This window comes from Alkalihalobacterium elongatum (assembly GCF_019024285.1).
Classification (GTDB): domain Bacteria; phylum Bacillota; class Bacilli; order Bacillales; family Bacillaceae_F; genus Alkalihalobacterium; species Alkalihalobacterium elongatum.
Genome location: NZ_WMKZ01000001.1, coordinates 122818 through 138888, shown reverse-complemented (window position 1 = coordinate 138888; position 16071 = coordinate 122818). Strand labels below are relative to the sequence as shown.

18 protein-coding genes are annotated in these 16071 nt (G+C 35.2%); 10 read left to right on the top strand and 8 right to left on the bottom strand.

The features are described from left to right. Nucleotides 1–35: 35 nt before the first annotated feature. Nucleotides 36–1511, bottom strand: a complete 1476-nt coding sequence (locus GKP30_RS00770) for a HAMP domain-containing sensor histidine kinase (RefSeq protein WP_216827476.1) — start codon at nucleotides 1509–1511, stop codon at nucleotides 36–38. Beyond that, on the bottom strand, nucleotides 1511–2206 hold the full coding sequence (locus GKP30_RS00765; protein WP_216827475.1) for a response regulator transcription factor: 696 nt from the start codon (nucleotides 2204–2206) through the stop codon (nucleotides 1511–1513). Before GKP30_RS00765 ends, GKP30_RS00770 begins: the two co-directional genes overlap by 1 nt. A 311-nt stretch (nucleotides 2207–2517) precedes the next feature. Here GKP30_RS00765 and GKP30_RS00760 point away from each other — a divergent pair, with 311 nt between their 5' ends. Beyond that, on the top strand, nucleotides 2518–2841 hold the full coding sequence (locus tag GKP30_RS00760; protein WP_216827474.1) for an RNA polymerase sigma factor: 324 nt from the start codon (nucleotides 2518–2520) through the stop codon (nucleotides 2839–2841). Nucleotides 2842–2845: 4 nt separating this feature from the next. Continuing rightward, entirely contained in the window at nucleotides 2846–3409 is a 564-nt protein-coding gene (locus GKP30_RS00755; protein WP_216827473.1) for a hypothetical protein, read from the top strand. Nucleotides 3410–3485: 76 nt separating this feature from the next. Here the strand turns inward: GKP30_RS00755 and GKP30_RS00750 are convergent, their stop codons facing one another. Next, on the bottom strand, nucleotides 3486–4049 hold the full coding sequence (locus GKP30_RS00750) for a DUF7010 family protein (protein ID WP_216827472.1): 564 nt from the start codon (nucleotides 4047–4049) through the stop codon (nucleotides 3486–3488). A 335-nt stretch (nucleotides 4050–4384) separates the two neighbouring features. Between GKP30_RS00750 and GKP30_RS00745 the strand changes: the two genes are divergently transcribed. Together GKP30_RS00745 and GKP30_RS00740 are read left to right on the top strand one after the other, a co-directional pair. Continuing rightward, nucleotides 4385–4759: a hypothetical protein gene (locus GKP30_RS00745; protein ID WP_216827471.1), complete on the top strand. Its 375-nt coding sequence runs from the start codon at nucleotides 4385–4387 to the stop codon at nucleotides 4757–4759. Between the two features lie 504 nt (nucleotides 4760–5263). Then, nucleotides 5264–6655: a protoporphyrinogen oxidase gene (locus tag GKP30_RS00740; RefSeq protein WP_216828062.1), complete on the top strand. Its 1392-nt coding sequence runs from the start codon at nucleotides 5264–5266 to the stop codon at nucleotides 6653–6655. 78 nt (nucleotides 6656–6733) lie between these two features. On the opposite strand, the gene GKP30_RS00735 is transcribed toward GKP30_RS00740, so the two are convergent. Both GKP30_RS00735 and GKP30_RS00730 read right to left on the bottom strand, forming a co-directional pair. Beyond that, on the bottom strand, nucleotides 6734–7204 hold the full coding sequence (locus GKP30_RS00735; protein WP_216827470.1) for an immunoglobulin-like domain-containing protein: 471 nt from the start codon (nucleotides 7202–7204) through the stop codon (nucleotides 6734–6736). Nucleotides 7205–7494: 290 nt separating this feature from the next. Then, a complete protein-coding gene (locus GKP30_RS00730) occupies nucleotides 7495–7938 on the bottom strand; it encodes a DUF2512 family protein (RefSeq protein WP_216827469.1) in 444 nt (147 codons plus the stop codon). Nucleotides 7939–8110: 172 nt separating this feature from the next. Between GKP30_RS00730 and GKP30_RS00725 the strand changes: the two genes are divergently transcribed. Further along, nucleotides 8111–8473, top strand: a complete 363-nt coding sequence (locus GKP30_RS00725) for an HIT family protein (protein WP_216827468.1) — start codon at nucleotides 8111–8113, stop codon at nucleotides 8471–8473. A gap of 20 nt (nucleotides 8474–8493) precedes the next feature. On the opposite strand, the gene GKP30_RS00720 is transcribed toward GKP30_RS00725, so the two are convergent. Beyond that, nucleotides 8494–8721 carry a hypothetical protein gene (locus GKP30_RS00720; RefSeq protein WP_216827467.1) on the bottom strand — a complete coding sequence of 76 codons (228 nt, stop codon included), beginning with the start codon at nucleotides 8719–8721 and terminating at the stop codon, nucleotides 8494–8496. A 281-nt stretch (nucleotides 8722–9002) separates the two neighbouring features. Here GKP30_RS00720 and GKP30_RS00715 point away from each other — a divergent pair, with 281 nt between their 5' ends. From GKP30_RS00715 to GKP30_RS00695, 5 genes are all read left to right on the top strand, one after another. Further along, nucleotides 9003–9158 carry a hypothetical protein gene (locus GKP30_RS00715; protein WP_216827466.1) on the top strand — a complete coding sequence of 52 codons (156 nt, stop codon included), beginning with the start codon at nucleotides 9003–9005 and terminating at the stop codon, nucleotides 9156–9158. 294 nt (nucleotides 9159–9452) lie between these two features. Then, nucleotides 9453–10127, top strand: coding sequence for a response regulator transcription factor (locus GKP30_RS00710; RefSeq protein ID WP_216827465.1), 675 nt, complete (start codon nucleotides 9453–9455; stop codon nucleotides 10125–10127). Further along, nucleotides 10124–11152 (top strand): sensor histidine kinase, encoded by a 1029-nt coding sequence (locus tag GKP30_RS00705; RefSeq protein ID WP_216827464.1) that lies wholly within the window; start codon nucleotides 10124–10126, stop codon nucleotides 11150–11152. The genes GKP30_RS00710 and GKP30_RS00705 overlap by 4 nt, the downstream gene beginning before the upstream one ends. A 92-nt stretch (nucleotides 11153–11244) precedes the next feature. Continuing rightward, complete coding sequence (locus tag GKP30_RS00700) at nucleotides 11245–12003, top strand: ABC transporter ATP-binding protein (RefSeq protein ID WP_216827463.1); 759 nt, start codon at nucleotides 11245–11247, stop codon at nucleotides 12001–12003. Next, on the top strand, nucleotides 12000–13949 hold the full coding sequence (locus GKP30_RS00695; protein WP_216827462.1) for an FtsX-like permease family protein: 1950 nt from the start codon (nucleotides 12000–12002) through the stop codon (nucleotides 13947–13949). Before GKP30_RS00700 ends, GKP30_RS00695 begins: the two co-directional genes overlap by 4 nt. Nucleotides 13950–14039: 90 nt before the next feature. Here the strand turns inward: GKP30_RS00695 and GKP30_RS00690 are convergent, their stop codons facing one another. Further along, on the bottom strand, nucleotides 14040–15344 hold the full coding sequence (locus GKP30_RS00690) for a DUF4179 domain-containing protein (RefSeq protein ID WP_216827461.1): 1305 nt from the start codon (nucleotides 15342–15344) through the stop codon (nucleotides 14040–14042). After that, the gene (locus tag GKP30_RS00685) at nucleotides 15320–15859 is read right to left on the bottom strand and encodes an RNA polymerase sigma factor (protein ID WP_216827460.1); all 540 of its coding nucleotides are present in this window, start codon (nucleotides 15857–15859) and stop codon (nucleotides 15320–15322) included. Before GKP30_RS00685 ends, GKP30_RS00690 begins: the two co-directional genes overlap by 25 nt. Nucleotides 15860–16071 lie beyond the last annotated feature (212 nt).

Sequence of the window (16071 nt, the reverse complement as noted above, 5' to 3'; positions counted from 1 at the left end):
AGGATATTGCCAAAATTAGTGAATATATTGCCAAGTTATTGCCAAAGTGGGAGGGAGATGGTAAATGTAATGACACCGTTTTGTTCTTCTATCGAAATGCTTCCACCATGCTCTTCAATGATTTGCTTACAGATATATAATCCTAGGCCAGAACTACCTTTTTCTTCTTTCGTTGTCTTACTACCACGGTAAAACGGATCAAAAGCATTATCTAAAATAGAAGAATTAAAACTTTCACAAGTGTTGGATACTTGAATGAACGCATCCGTTGATTTTTGAAAAGAGTTTACTATAATCGTAGAATGATTTTCACCATATTTAATAGCATTATCTAGTAGATTAATAATGACCTCTAAAAATCGGTTTTCTACACCTTTAACGAAAACAGGCTGTTTACTCTTGCAAGTAATTGTCATATTGTACTTAGTAGCCTTCATTTGCATATCTTCACATAGTTGCTTCGTGATTTGAGCGACATCTAACATCTTCATTTCATAGACGGTTTGCTTTGATAATTCAATTACTTCAACGACCATTTGATGGAGTCGGTCACTTTCTTTTTTGATTCGCTCGGCAGCTTTTTTTAAGAAGGTAGGATCGTTAAAATCTTCATCTGATAATATCTGTGAGTAGCCAGATATCGTTGTTAAAGGTGTTTTTAATTCGTGTGTTACATTGTTAAAAAACTCACGTCTCGTTTTTTCTAGTTTCTCGACCTTCTCTTTTTCCGCAGTAATGACAGCAATTTGTTCTTTAATTTGATCCTTCATCTCATGAAAGCGATCATTTAGCTCTTCGATTTCATCTCCCGTGTTAATTTGTAGCTTTGTATTGAACTGACCTTGAGCCACTTCGGAGAACGCTTCGGTTACTTTCGAGAGTGGTTTCGTGATTTTTCGTGACAGTATGTATGAAAACAGAAAGATCACTATAAAGAGCACCAGAGTAAAGAGGGTAAGGCTCGTTAGAACTTTTTGATTGGAAAGAAATAAAGTAGAATAATCTTTAGTTAAACGAATAATTCCGTAATGTTCGCCGTTAATATATAAAGGGTAGGAGAAGTTGACAATCCAATCGTTTCCCATTTTATTGATGGTATAAGCGGCTTTATTGTCTAGTGCCAATGCTAAGTCATGATCGCTGCTTTCTTCTAGTAGCTTACTAGGTTTTGAATTAACGATAGTATATTCCTTACCACCAATCGTTTCATATAGAAAAATACCCTCTTGATCGTAAAGAGTAACATTAGTCCGGAGATTTTCACTTAACTCTTGTACCAGTATATTTCCTGAATCCGCAAATACATCTCCTGATAAATTCTTTAATAATAGATGCTGCTTGATATATTCCCTTGAATACTGTTGCATGTTTTCCATTTCCGCTCGGATGATGTTTTCACTGTTTTTGTTTAGCATATTACTAATAAAAATATTAAGTAGTAGAAGTGAGATAGAAAAAATTAATAAAAATCCGACGGAAAACTTTCTTTGAATATTCCATTTCCTGTTCATTATTGCAACCCTTTCATTTTATAGCCAATCCCAAATACCGTTTCAATGATCGACGAAAGAGATTCGATATCTAGTTTTTTTCGAAGTCTTTGTACATGGACATCAACGGTCCTGAAGTCACCGTCATAGTTTATATCCCAAACATAATTCAATATTTCTTCTCGTGAAAAGACACGGTTTTTATGCTCAGCCAAAAGGAGAAGAAGTTCATATTCCTTTGGTTTAATCTTCACCTCTTCGTTTCCTTTGTAGACGGTACGTGAGGAAGAGTCAATTTTTATGTACTCATTAATTTTAATAAATGTTTCAGTAGTTGTTAGACTATGAACCCGTCGCAGCGCAACTTTTACACGGGTTAGCAGCTCGCGTATGTCAAATGGTTTTGTAATATAATCATCTGCACCAAGCTCTAGACCTAAGATTTTATCGATAATGTCATTCCGAGCCGTCAGCATAATAATCGGAATATGAGGGAAGTCCTGAACTGTTTTTTTACAGATATCAAAGCCATTAGTGTCTGGAAGCATAACATCCAACAAGATTAAGTTCGGTTGCATATTCTCCATCAAGCTATACGCATCTTTGCCAGTAAACGCACACTGTACGAAAAAGCCTTCTTTCCGTAGCGAGTAAGAAATAATATCTGAAATCGATTCATCGTCTTCAATTACAAGAATTCTCTTTGTTTCTGTCATAAGCGTTACTCCTTCTTAGAGATCGGTCGTCCACACTCTATTGTACTACCAAGTTGTTGCCAAAATATAAACTTTTTTATATGGCTAACAAAGTCTCAATTTTTTTTATGATATGTTGACCCAGTTTGTTTATTGAAACGTCTCATTAAAATAGGCGTCTAATTAGTAGAAGATAATTTGAAAAAATGTCCCTTTTTAAATGTCTCGATTGTTATACATATTGAAAGCGAAGAAAGGGGGCTACGTAGTTTTTTTAATCATGATTAACAACTGCTTGACCATGTACATGGCAAGTAAATGAGGTGTAAATTATGGAGACTCCAATTGATGAAATTGTTTTTAATATCGTGTATTATAAAGAAACTAATCTATATGAAGAGATTATTCAAAGATATCAAAAGCAAATCTTTAGTTACTGCTATCGATTTTTACGAAATAAACAAGATGCAGAAGATGCAACGCAAGATGTGTTTTTTAAAAGCTATCAAAACCTCCATACTTATGAATACGGTAGCTCGTTTTCTGCTTGGCTATACAAAATCGCTTATCATCATTGCATAAATAAAAAGCGTAAATCGCAAATGTTTTCAAAGTTAATTCATTTACTCCCTACCGAAACAACAACACCAATATGATCCAATGCTCAACCCAAATCAAGAGATGATTGAGGTTGTAAAACAAAAAACATTTAACAATTATGATCATTTCGTAGCTACTCTAAACAAATATAACTTTCCTGGACATATTAATATTCCTAGAACATATGAAAATCAATACACATTTTCTGAAGGAACCTTTAGCATGCTAACATTTACAGATAATTGGGATGCAACATTACAATCTTTTATTAATGAGGGTGAACATACACAACAAAAAGTATTGTTTAAAACAGGTCAAATCGAAGATCAATATATGGATAAACCGTCGGATTTTCAAGTAACGCTTTCGAATGGTACTGATACGTTACACTATGAAGTTAAGTTTTTTAAAGGATTAAAACATTTTGTTTCAAATGACGCATACGTGGACAAAATTATGTTAAATGGTGATACGGAAGCCTTTTACATCGAAGACAGTTCAAGAAGCGTTATTACGGTAAAAATGGAAAATGGGATTAGAACTGCTTACACGATTACAGCAGGTGAAGATAATCCTGTAGAGAAATCAGAAATCATTCGAATTGCAGAAAGTTTATTATATTAAACACAGATACATTTTTATAAGCATAAAATTAGGCATGGAGGACTGCTCTCCATGCCTAACAGGGTTTCAGTACCTATCAGATACGTAGCGTTGTATCTTGCACATCCTTAAACCGTTTAACCTCTAACGATAAAAGGTAAGTAATAATGGAATACTCAATCACTAATGCGAACGGAAGAAACACCATCAGTCCATTCGGAATATAAAAAGAGATGAGGGCAATACCAATAACCGCAAAGGAGTGAATGAGATACCATTTTGTTTGATAAACCCAGGAAAAAGGTAAAAAGTGAGCGCCTGTTAAAACAGCTAACACATAAGGGATGATTGCTGGATTTTTCGCAATAAAGATCAGAACAACGGGAATAAATAAAATTTGCATTGCACCTAATAACCCAGCTAGCGAAGATAGAGGATTGTCGTGAACAAACATATCTCTTTTTAGGATTTTCGAAATGAGTATCCCTAATGGAAAGATGATTCCAACTCCATAAATATACACCCAATACCTAACATCTTCAGGGATAAAAAAATAGGAAAGCCCTGCAAAAAACCAAAATAAAATTCCAGCATACAGCATAGGTGTACCTTTTGCAGTTGAAATCGATAATTCCCTTTGAAGCTGTTCAAGTGACTTCATTCGCATCCCTCATTCCTTTGAAGATTTGTATTATATTTGTACAACATAATCACACCTTTTTTGTCTATAGTGATATTTAGGATGCTATCAGCGAATATATACCACTGTAAAAAAATAAAAATATGTAAAGTTTCACATATTGCATCATGCTGAAAAAATAAGTAACTGTAATAACGTATACCCAATAAGTGTCCAAACGCGCTTTGAGAAAAGAGCCCCAAGTAAAATATAAAAAGACAAGTTTAATCTTTTGTTAAGATAGTTACGTAACAAACCATTTCGCAATACGTCATGATATAATAAAGACTAGAAAAAATAAAAAGGAGGTGAACACGATGAGTGAAATAAATAACAAGCTGGACGAAATATTGAGGTATTTAGTAGAGTTCAAAACATCCACTAATACCAGACTTGAGCATATGGATATAAGATTTGAGCAAATAGAAACCAGGTTTGAGCATATGGATAAGAGGTTTGACCAAGTAGATAAGAGATTTGAACAAGTAAATAAGACATTTGAACAAGTGGATAAGAGGTTTGATCGAATAGACACTACTTTGGCACGAATTGAGAAAGACCAGACAGAAGATGTTGTTGCTCTATTAAAGCAAATGAACCACAAGATGGATGTACGTGACTCAGAGATACAGGCACTAAATAAACGTGTCTTTAAAGTAGAGTCGGAAATCGAACGTCTGTCACAACAATAGTACGGCGGAACCCCAAATATAATTGAAGTTACGCCGATAAAACTCTTGCTGAAGTTGATAATTGCCATTTCCCCATAAAACTGTAGTGCCATGATAAAATCCGCGCTGTTCCGATTAACTGGATTTTCGCTGGAAAATGGGTGTTACACTGATTAATTAACCTTCACCGCTGCCACCAATCGGGCGAGACTCCCCCAATAGATTTTAATCTCCTATTTAGTAAAACGCTCAACCATTGGTCCCTATAAGATATTCACCTACTAATTAAATGTCCATTCTTGTTCGATTCCTACATCCTTATCTAAGTTGTATCTCATTCATCCAATATTCTATTACATCCCATCATGAACTTTACCTCAATGAGAAAAATGACAATTTGATGGACACCAATGATCCCAATGAAAATTATGTTAAAATTATGAAGGACTAAAGGATAATATTGCTTTAAGTAACAAAGAAATAATTATAATACATAATTGAAACTTGGATCTAGGAGTGAGTACGCTGAAAACAGTTGTAGTTATTGGTGGAGGAATTACAGGTCTAACGACAATGCATTATTTGCAAAAGCTAAAGAAACAGAAAGATTTAGATATAAACTTAATTCTTGTAGAAAAAGATGAACAATTAGGTGGAAAAATTAAAACCGTTCATGATGAAGAATTCATTATAGAAGCTGGAGCCGATTCCATGGTTGCCAGACACGAAAGCGTTATGCCACTTGTTCAAGATTTACAACTTGAGGAGCAACTCGTTTATAATGCAACGGGTATATCTTACATTTATACCAATGACGAACTACATCCGATTCCTGCGGATACAATCTTTGGAATTCCGACAAGTGTGGAATCGCTATATAACAGTAGTTTAGTATCAGAAGAGGGTAAACAGGCTGCTTTAAAAGATTTAGAAACAAAAAATGAAACGTTTACCAAAGAAAGCTCAATTGGTTCATTTTTAGAATACTTTTTAGGAAAAGAGTTAGTTGAGAAGCAAATTGCCCCTGTTTTATCAGGAGTTTATTCAGGTAATATTTACGAACTAACTCTAGCTTCAACGCTGCCTTATTTGCTTGATTATAAAAATAAGTTCGGTAGTATTATCAAAGGATTAGAAGAAAACAAAAAGCAATTCCAAGGGGCATCGGATAAAAAATTTATTTCATTTAATGCAGGTCTTTCAACGATAATAAACAAAATTGAAGAAAAATTGAAGGAATGTACAATTTTAAAAGGCGTTCAAACGACTTCAGTTCGTAAAGTAGATGAAAAATATCAATTGACTTTTTCTAATCATGACCCATTGGAAGCGGATTATGTTGTCTTATCCACACCACACGATGTAACACAGCATTTGCTAAATAACGAACAGTTAGATCGTGACTTCAACGATTTTAAAAATTCATCGCTTATTAGTATTTATCTTGGGTTTGATATACCAGACGAAGAGTTACCTGCTGATGGAACTGGGTTTATCGTTTCAGAAAACAGCAATTTGAACTGCAATGCCTGTACATGGACGAGCCGTAAATGGGAGCATACATCAGCTAATCATAATTTATTAGTTCGTCTTTTTTATAAAAGTTCAAGTGAAGTGTATTCTTCATTAAAAAAGATGGATGAAGAGGAACTAGTGGAAGCTGCTTTACAGGATATTCATAAAAGTCTAGGACTTCATGGAAAACCGAAAACCGTTCAAGTGACAAATTGGGATGATTTAATGCCAAATTATCATTTAAACCATAGTCAAGCTGTAAATTCCTTAACTGAAAATATGTCCGATTTATATCCAAATGTGATTTTAGCTGGATGTTCATATTACGGAGTCGGTATAGGTGCTTGTATTAAGAACGGTCAAGATACTGCAGAAGAAATCGTAAGTAGAGTAACCATTTAAAATATGAATAGCGCTAGATATAAAAGGTGCCCAACTTTTTGCTAGGGCACCTTTTCATTATGTGAATTATAAGCATAGTTATTCTTGGCCTATCGTAAATTCGTACGCAAGTGAATAAGGAATACCTTCCTCTGTCCAAAACTCTTTAATAATTCGATATTCCCCTTCAGTTAAAGCATGTTTTAAATCTTTCAGAGAGATGATCATTTTTTCAGTCTTACCAGGATCTATCAAATAGCCGATATCAACAAATGCGATATTTTCTACAAAAGGAACTCGGTACCAAGCCTCTCCTTGATGTTTCTCAATCTGATAATATTCACCAAATCCTATAGGAATGGTTCCAAGATTTTTTATTTCTAAAATGACTTGATTTTTGTTTTTATTCACCAAACCGTTCATTTCGATGGAAAGCTCTTTATCTTCAATTATATTGAATATATTAGCTTCGTACTCACTTTCTTCTACGAGTGAGGTAGGTTGAGTATGACACCCAACCAGTATTAAGAGTAGTACGAGCGACAATATTTGCATTATTTTTATCCTCATATTCTTTCCTCCAGCTATTTGGAACTGTATTCAGCCATGCCGTTGATATAATAAACCATGCTTGGGGTTATTATCATAAAGTAATGTTCGATGACACGAATCTCTTACGAAAACGAAAGGTTTATTATACAATCTGTAAGAAAGAATTACTAGAGATAAAAGGTAAAAGATTGTGGGGGAAGTTGTAAAAAAACTGGTCCAATAGCTATAAGCAACAATTTTTTAGAAGGAGTGAATAAAAAAAGAGGCCAGTGGAGTAAATGAGAAACCACTAGCTTCTTCATGACTTTTTATTCGTAATCTTTGTCTTTAAGGCTATGAATATCTTCTTCTTCAGCTATTTCGGTTTGCAAATTCGTATGGGTTGGAATCACTGCTGTATCTTCAAGTTCTCCGATAAAAATATACATACCCAAGTATTTATGAAAGAACCATTCTCCAGCGCCAATTCCAATAGCTGAAATGATTGATGCTCCTAACAAAGGAACAGGTGATATCGTCCAAGTGACTAAAAATATAATAATAAAAGCAACCGTTGTATCAATAACACATGTTAAAATGTTATTAATTCTCGGTAGTGCAAGTAAATCAATGGCATAATAAGAAAATAACGTATAGGCGATCGAAATGATTATGACATAGCCGATTGGAACACTTACACCTAATGTTAATACGAAAAATAATAATAGCGAGGTAACTACAAACTTAATTAATAAGGGACGGACGTGTTTCATCGCATAAAAATCCTTTCTATTTGATGACTTGTTTCTTGTACTATGCCCATGATGTTTTAGTGCTATACAATCGCATATAAAAGTAACGATAATTTTATTATGTAAACTAGCAGCGATTTGGTCGCACGTACAAAAACTAAAATAACCATATATTCTTACTGGAGGTCCCCCCATGCAATGTCCATTTTGTCACCCTGAAAGTATTGTTTTATCTAATGAGTTTGCTTTTGCCATTTTTGATAAGTACCCCGTTAATAAGGGGCATTTACTCATAATCCCGAAACGACATGTTAGTGATTTTTTTGAAACTACACTTGAAGAGAGGGCGGCTATAAATGAACTTTTAGAAGAAGGAAAATCGTTACTCGATGAGAAATTTCACCCAGACGGTTATAACATCGGTATTAATTGTGGTGAAATGAGTGGACAAACCATCTTCCATGTACATGTTCATCTGATCCCACGCTACAAAGGAGATATCGAGAACCCAAGAGGTGGAGTAAGGGGAGTTATACCAGAGAAACGGTTGTATTAGGTTTTTAATAATAAGTTTTGTTAAAGGATATATGAATAATTTTGTGGCTCCGTACCTGGTGTATAAACAGAAACGATACCTAAGACGATAAAAATGATAATAAATGACATGAACGAAATAAGGAGTGAGGTGAATGCGATTCTTCTTTTTTCTTTGTCGGGATCACTGATCCAAAAGGCAAAGAATACTAAGCCGACAAATGGAAAGACGGAAACTAAATAGCAAAGCCTTTTTTTTGATAATGGCATTTAGATCAGCTCCTTGGTTTTTCGGTTTTTTAAGCAGCGATGAGTTATTTAACTAAGGATTAAAGTCACTTATAAGTTTAAAAGTGTTTCAATAAGTTTATTATGTACTTGCACTGTATAAAGTACCCTTACAAATATCTGTGTTAGAACAGAACGAATATTCCCTAATCTCCATAGATATATGCACAATTTTTCTCATAAACCCGTCACAGTACAACTTACTTCTAGAATATCCTAAACATACATCTGCTTTTAATCTAAAAAGAAAGGAAGAGGTTGTTATGGAGAGGAAGTTTATCAAAAAACTAATAAAAAAAGTCCGAAAGAAACAAGAAAGAAAATACAAGATCACACAGAAGCGATTAGAAGAATTTAAGGCGAATAGTCGTTCGAAAGTCAACGAAGCATTTTACATGAGTAGGAGAGGAAGAAACTAAGTATAACCATTTGGCCAAACCATGTTCACTTCATCGGATTATTGCTAGATTGAGTGATTGGTGAAATAAGTAGTTACTGAACGATATTCGTTCCTGTTGTCAAGACAGGGGCGTTTTTTACTAGTATGATGAATAGCTAAGAACTCCATCTTTTACACAAATTAATCCACGCCTTCTTTTTAATCACAGTCATCCTAATTATGGTAAAATATGATACGAATGACCGCGCTACATGTAATTTAATATTAGTGAGTGATACTACTTTTATAAAACAATTTTCGAGGAGAAATAGAAATGTATAAAATACTTATTGTTGAAGACGATGAAACGATCTCTGCTATTATTGAGGAAAACTTATGTAAATGGGGTTATTTACCAGAGCGTGTAACAGACTTCACTGATGTCTTTTCTATTTATACTTCATTTAAATCCCATCTCGTATTGATGGACATTAATTTACCTTATTATGACGGGTTTTACTGGTGTGCAAAAATAAGAGAGGCCTCGAATGTTCCTATTGTATTTCTATCATCGAGAGACTCAGATGCGGATAAGATCCGAGCGATGTCCCAAGGAGGGGATGATTATATTGAAAAGCCCTTTTCCATTGACTTACTCATAGCAAAAGTTCAAGCGACCCTGCGTCGGGCGTATTCTTATAGTGATCAATCGTTAAATGTCATACAATATAAAGATTTAATTTTACATCTTGAACGGCATCTAGTCCTATGTGGTGAAAAAGAAGTAGAGCTGACTCGAAATGAATCAAAGATTTTAACTGTACTTGTTCAACACCAAGGAAATGTAGTCTCCCGTTCAAGGCTCATGAAAGCACTATGGGATGATGAAAGTTTTGTAGACGATAACACGTTAACTGTTAATGTAAATCGTCTAAGAAAAAAATTAGAAAAGATAGATCTCCCTAACTATATTAAGACCATTATAGGTGAAGGATATCAATTATTATGAGTTTTTTAAGCTACTTAAAAGAACGTTGGATCACTCTTTTATTTATCTTTTTGGCGTCTGCTTTTGCTGCTTCCGTGTATCATTTCGATCATCGTCTGCAACTAAGTAATGCGAATGGCAATTATATGGCTGCAGGCTGCGGGATACTTTTTTTGATTTACATTAGTATCGATTATTTTGTTCTGCGATCCCGCGTAAAAAACTTAAGACAATTTACTGAGTTAAACGCTTCCTCAAAAGAAGTTGAAGACTTTTCCTATCCAACGGACTGGCTGCTGGCAGACCAAATCCAACAAATAGTCATAGGTTTTGAAAAATATAAAGCTGAAGTTCAAACACAATCGTCCCAAGAGCTAGAATTTATAACAAAATGGCTACATGATGTGAAGGTGCCGCTAGCTGCTGTTCAACTAATCCTTGAAGAAGAAGAACATCAAATTCCAGCTCATGTATTTGAGCGTTTATATTATGAGTTATTCTCAATTGAAGAGTCTGTTCAGCGGGTGTTTTATGAGATGAAAACCAATCGATTTTACGATGACTACAAGATTGCACCAGTGAATACAAAACAGCTGATTGTTCGTGCATTAAAAGGATACTCTAATCTTTTTAGTTACAAACGAATACATATATCGATCGAAGGGGAAGATCATTCGGTTTTAACAGATGAAAAATGGAGCGGGTATATTCTGTCGCAAATGATTTCGAATGCCGTCAAATACACGCCACATAAAGGGACGATTTCCATTACAACGATTAAGGCGGAAAATGAAACAACGATTTCTATAAGAAACAGTGGAAAAGGAATTCATTCAAGAGACATTGGACAAGTCTTTAAGAAAGGCTATACAGCATCAGATCAACGAACGGGTTTAAAGGCCACAGGCTATGGATTGTATTTATCGAAAAAGGTAAGCGATCTGCTCGGTCATCAGTTTACGGCGGAATCCGTTTATAACGAGTATGCCATGTTTCATTTAACCTTTCATGATACTGACACGATTCATGATGTGACAAAAATGTAAGATGGACAGAGAAACTGTAAGGTCATTCGATTTTTGTTATTCCGTATCTGAGATAAAGTGAATGTATAAATAATATCTCGGGGGTGTCTGTTATGAACATGATACAAGTTGAAAATATTAGTAAGATCTATGGATCAACCAACAGTGCCAATCAATATCAAGCTTTACGTGATATTAGCTTTGAAGTGAAGCAGGGTGAATTCATTGGTGTGATGGGGGCGTCTGGTTCTGGAAAAACAACATTGCTTAATATTCTTGGAAGCCTTGATAAGCCAACATCTGGTCGCTTTATAATGAATGAAAAAGATATTGCGGGGCTAAGTAAAAAAGAGCTTGCGGCGCATCGAATTGAAAATATCGGCTTTATTTTTCAAGATTATAATTTACTAGAAACGATGACGTTAAAAGAGAACATTATTTTACCGCTAGCTTTACAGGGAGCTTCTGTTGAAGAGGTCGAACAAGAACTGCGTCCATTAATTACAGATCTAGGGATAACGGAAGTGATTAATAAATACCCTTATGAAGTTTCAGGGGGTGAACAACAACGGGCAGCTGCTTGTCGTGCTTTGATAACTAAGCCCAAGCTGATCCTCGCTGATGAACCGACTGGGAATTTAGATTCAAAATCTAGTAAGGATCTCCTTAAGCTATTAACCTATATTAATAAAGAGTACGAGGTAACGATACTGATGGTTACTCATGACGTATTTGCTGCTAGCTATTGCCAAAAAATTATGTTTATCCGTGACGGTAAAATATATAACGAATTATATGCTGGTGATAATAAAAAACAGTTTTTTGATACAATAATTGACGTCATGAGTGTGCTTGGAGGAGAGCGAACATGAGTCTATACTTGCTAGCTCTTCGGAATATTAAATTAAATTCAAAGAAATATTTGATGTACTTTTTTTCATTAAGCTTTAGTGTGTTTACAGCGTATACGTTCATTGCACTTATTTACAATGAATCTGTAAGAAATGCATTTACGTATAGTGACAGGTACCAAGCACTGCTGTTAAGCTTTGGAGTCATTATCATGGTGTTCGTATTATTCTTTCTCATTAGCTCAAATACTAGTTTTATTAAAGCGAGAAAAAAAGAGATTTCAACCTATTCATTGTTTGGGATGACAGACGTAAAAATTGGTAAATTGCTGTTTATAGAAACGATGATGGTTGGTATAGTGACGTTGGTTATCGGGATCGGTACAGGAATTTTCTTCTCAAAGTTGATTGCGATGGTGTTACTAGATTTATCGCTAGCTTCCTATACTGGACATATTTCTTTTGCTATCGATCCTATGTCTATTTTCATAACGATCGGAGTTTTTCTCGTCATTTTTTCAATAATGGGTTTGTCAGGCTTTCGTGTTATTCATCAGTTTGAATTAGTTGATTTATTTAAAGCTGAAAAAAAATCAGAAGGTGTTGCCAAAGGCTCTTATGGCCTGTTAACTTTCTCATTTCTGGTCGTTGGAATAGGTTATTATTTGGCTGCTATAAACGATGCAAACAAAGTGGTCACTTATGCATTTCTTATCATAACATTAGTTGTTGTGGGTACGTATCTCTTTTTCTGGGGTGGTCTGCCAAAGCTCTTAAATCTCCTTAAAAGAGATAAAGGTTTGTATTACAAAGGCGATCGCTTGATTGCTACATCGTCTTTTTCTCACCAAATGACAACGATTTCTTCATTGATGGCAACCATCGCGGTCCTTTCAGCTGTTGCAACAACAGCGATTGCTACAGGATATACCCTATATAGTAATATAGAAGAAAATACGTATGAAATCATCGGATATGAAATGTACTATTATGGAGGAGAAGAAGGGGTACTCGAACAAGTATACGCGAGTTTTAATGAACACAACACAAGGGTTATGGACGCTTATTCAGTTAAAATGTTTCAAACAGCACCGAAAATGCAGAATGTTTTCGATGACAGTAGAACGTATATAACCAGTGAGGATAATTATTTTAGAGTATACAGTGAGACAGAGTTTAATCAACTCATTTCATTGTCTAAAACAAGGCTACAACCATTAAACATAAATCAAGGAACAGTAACCTATACTCATCCCTCTTTATTAAGTGATATGGAGCAGGCCATCCTAGGGCATGAGCTCCACTTTTCCGAACACACGTTGAAAATTACAGAAGCACTTGCTACGGGACTGGGAACGTTTGGGGGTTTGCATAACCTCATTTTACATGATGAAGATTTTCAACTATTACGCCAAACAGGAGATATTCACTTAACGGACAACATCGCTCATGTGTTTAATTTTACAAATGCTTTGACGTCTGGCGCTCTTAATAAAGATTTAAGCTCTGTTTTAGCTGGGAACGTAGGAGGTTACCGAACTGCGTTTAACCATTACAGTGAAACGATGGAAGTGTTTGGACTTGTTTGTTTTATTGGATTTTTTATGAGTGGAGTTTTTATTTTAATGACGGCAAGTTTGTTATATTTTAAACAAGTTATGGCTGCAGAAGAAGAAAAACATCAATACAAAATCTTACGAAAAATTGGAATGAATGCGCAAGTTGAAAAGAAGGTCATTACGAAACGCTTGCTACCAGTATTCCTTATTCCGTTACTCATCGGAATCCTCCACAGTGTCTTTGCAATGAAAGCTGCCGATACAATTGTTTTCACACATATGATCACTGACAACAATTCATATCTAACTGTGTTAGGCTTTTCAGCAATTATGTATGTCGTTTATGCAATTGTATATGGAATTTTCTATTACATTACAAAAGCACAGTATTCACGTATTGTCAGGTAGGAAGTTATAGAATCAGATGTTACTCCAGTTATGAAATAAAAAAATAGAGGAAGGAGGTTTAACACCTGCTCCTCTAATTCTTTTAAATAGTTATCTGTCTAAATCTATTATTATTTCTAACTCTTCCAAGAAGTTAGGAGCATTCATTTTAATTGTCGTAATGTATAACTCCTCTATAGGTAACGTCGTTTCAAAGGAAGATTGATATTGATGGTTCGTCCCGTCTACTCGAAGTGCGGGCTTTAGACTATGGTAACGATTTCCGTCCCCATCTTCTAGCCAGAAGGCATTGGCTTGACGATAGGCATCAATTCCGCTCACCTCGTAAGATAGTGTAAAGACATCATCGCTTTTTATTACATCTAAGAAAGTGATTTCACCCATTTCCCCTTGGGAAAGTGTAAGTTCATCGTTTATCCATTTTTTTCTAATTATGTTAGGTGCTGTATCTTTAAAGTCACCAAGGTATGGACGAATAGTAATCGAGCTTGGTACAGTATCAAGTGGTTCAAAATACTGTTCAAATGTATGAGTGACTTTACCATTTTCTGGTCCATTGCCGCCTCCACCGCCACTAAATGGTTGCAGTACACGACCTTGATCATCTGTTACAAGATAATCTAGCAACATAAAGTGATCATTGAAGAATGCCTCTTCGTCCATAATTAACCGCAAAGTCAATTCTGTAGAAGTAGGGAAAAATGTAACTTTATCATATACAATTGCTAATTCGTTCGTTTCTCTTTTTTGATTGACAAGAAATGATTTTTGATCTCCCTGCTTCTCTACAGGTAGTTGTACAAACCATGAACGGCTTTCATTCGGACGTAATCCAAGTAAAAAGGAGTCTGGGACATCTTCTCTAAGTCGAATACTAATAGCTCCAATATACATTCCTTCTTTTACTTCTTCCTCATTTCCCCCCATACCGTAGCTTCCAGCTGGTTTTCCATTAATAAATAACTCAAAAAAATTACCTAAAAAATTAGGTGGTTGTGTGGGATCAATCATTTCGATGATATAGCCGAGGTGAATTTCTCCGCCATCATAAAGTGTTTCTGTAAATGTAACAAGATGACCATCAAATTCTATTTGCTCTCCTAGAGAAGTGGCTAATCCATCGTCGGCGCCTTTTTTCATGCCAATATTACCGACAAATTCGAAGGCAGAGCCAACTACAGGGAGATTTTTCATGGTCTCGGCAATCGTTGGGGATATAAATGGTAAGCTCGTTGTCACAATCAAGGCTAGAGCCGCTGCAGATAAACCGTAAATGAATTTCGAACGTCGTTTTTTTCGCGGTAGTTGTTGCAGGGTTTTTGAAATTCTTTGTTCCAATTCGGTTGGCAGGGAGGTATTAACGTCGTTTTTTAGTTGTTGTTCCCATTTTTCCATGTTAAACCCTCCTCATGTTTTAATAGGTGTTGACGGATTTTTTCCCTCGCTCTTCGTAATTTTGTTTTGATCGTATTTTCTGGTGTTTCATAGATTTGTGAAATTTCTTGAATCGAAAGATCTTCAATATGAAACAGCTTTAAAAGTTGTCTCTGCTCACTTGGAAGAGTGTCGAGTATTTCCTGAATTTCAATCTTTTCGTAACCTTTATCATCGGAAAAGGGCTCAACCAAACGGTCATAGGAAGTAAGGTTTCTTCTTTGTCTGTGCAGTTGATGACATTCATTCATTAAAATGCGGATCAACCATGATTTAAAGAAAGCAGGTTCACGCAAAGTATGGATGCTTTGGAAAGCTTTTAATATTGCTTCTTGCATCGCATCTGCGCAATCTTCATCTCGTGAAAGTATCGTTTTTGCAACACGATACATTGTTAATTTATGAATAAGGATAAGTTGCTCGAATGAGTCAACATCGCCTTTTTTTGCTTTTTTGACGATCTTAATTTGATCCACGAATCGTGCTCCTTTCGTGAGGCTCTATTTGTTAGATACATAAGTGAGGGAGGAAGTTTCAACAAAATAATGTTTTTCTTTAAAAAATAGATATTTATGTAATAACGTAATGTAATCGTTAGCCATCTTGCTATTATACAAGATTGGCAGGAAGAATAGGGAAATATTGTAATATATAATTAGATAGATTAGATTAGTAAGCTGGGTTTTAG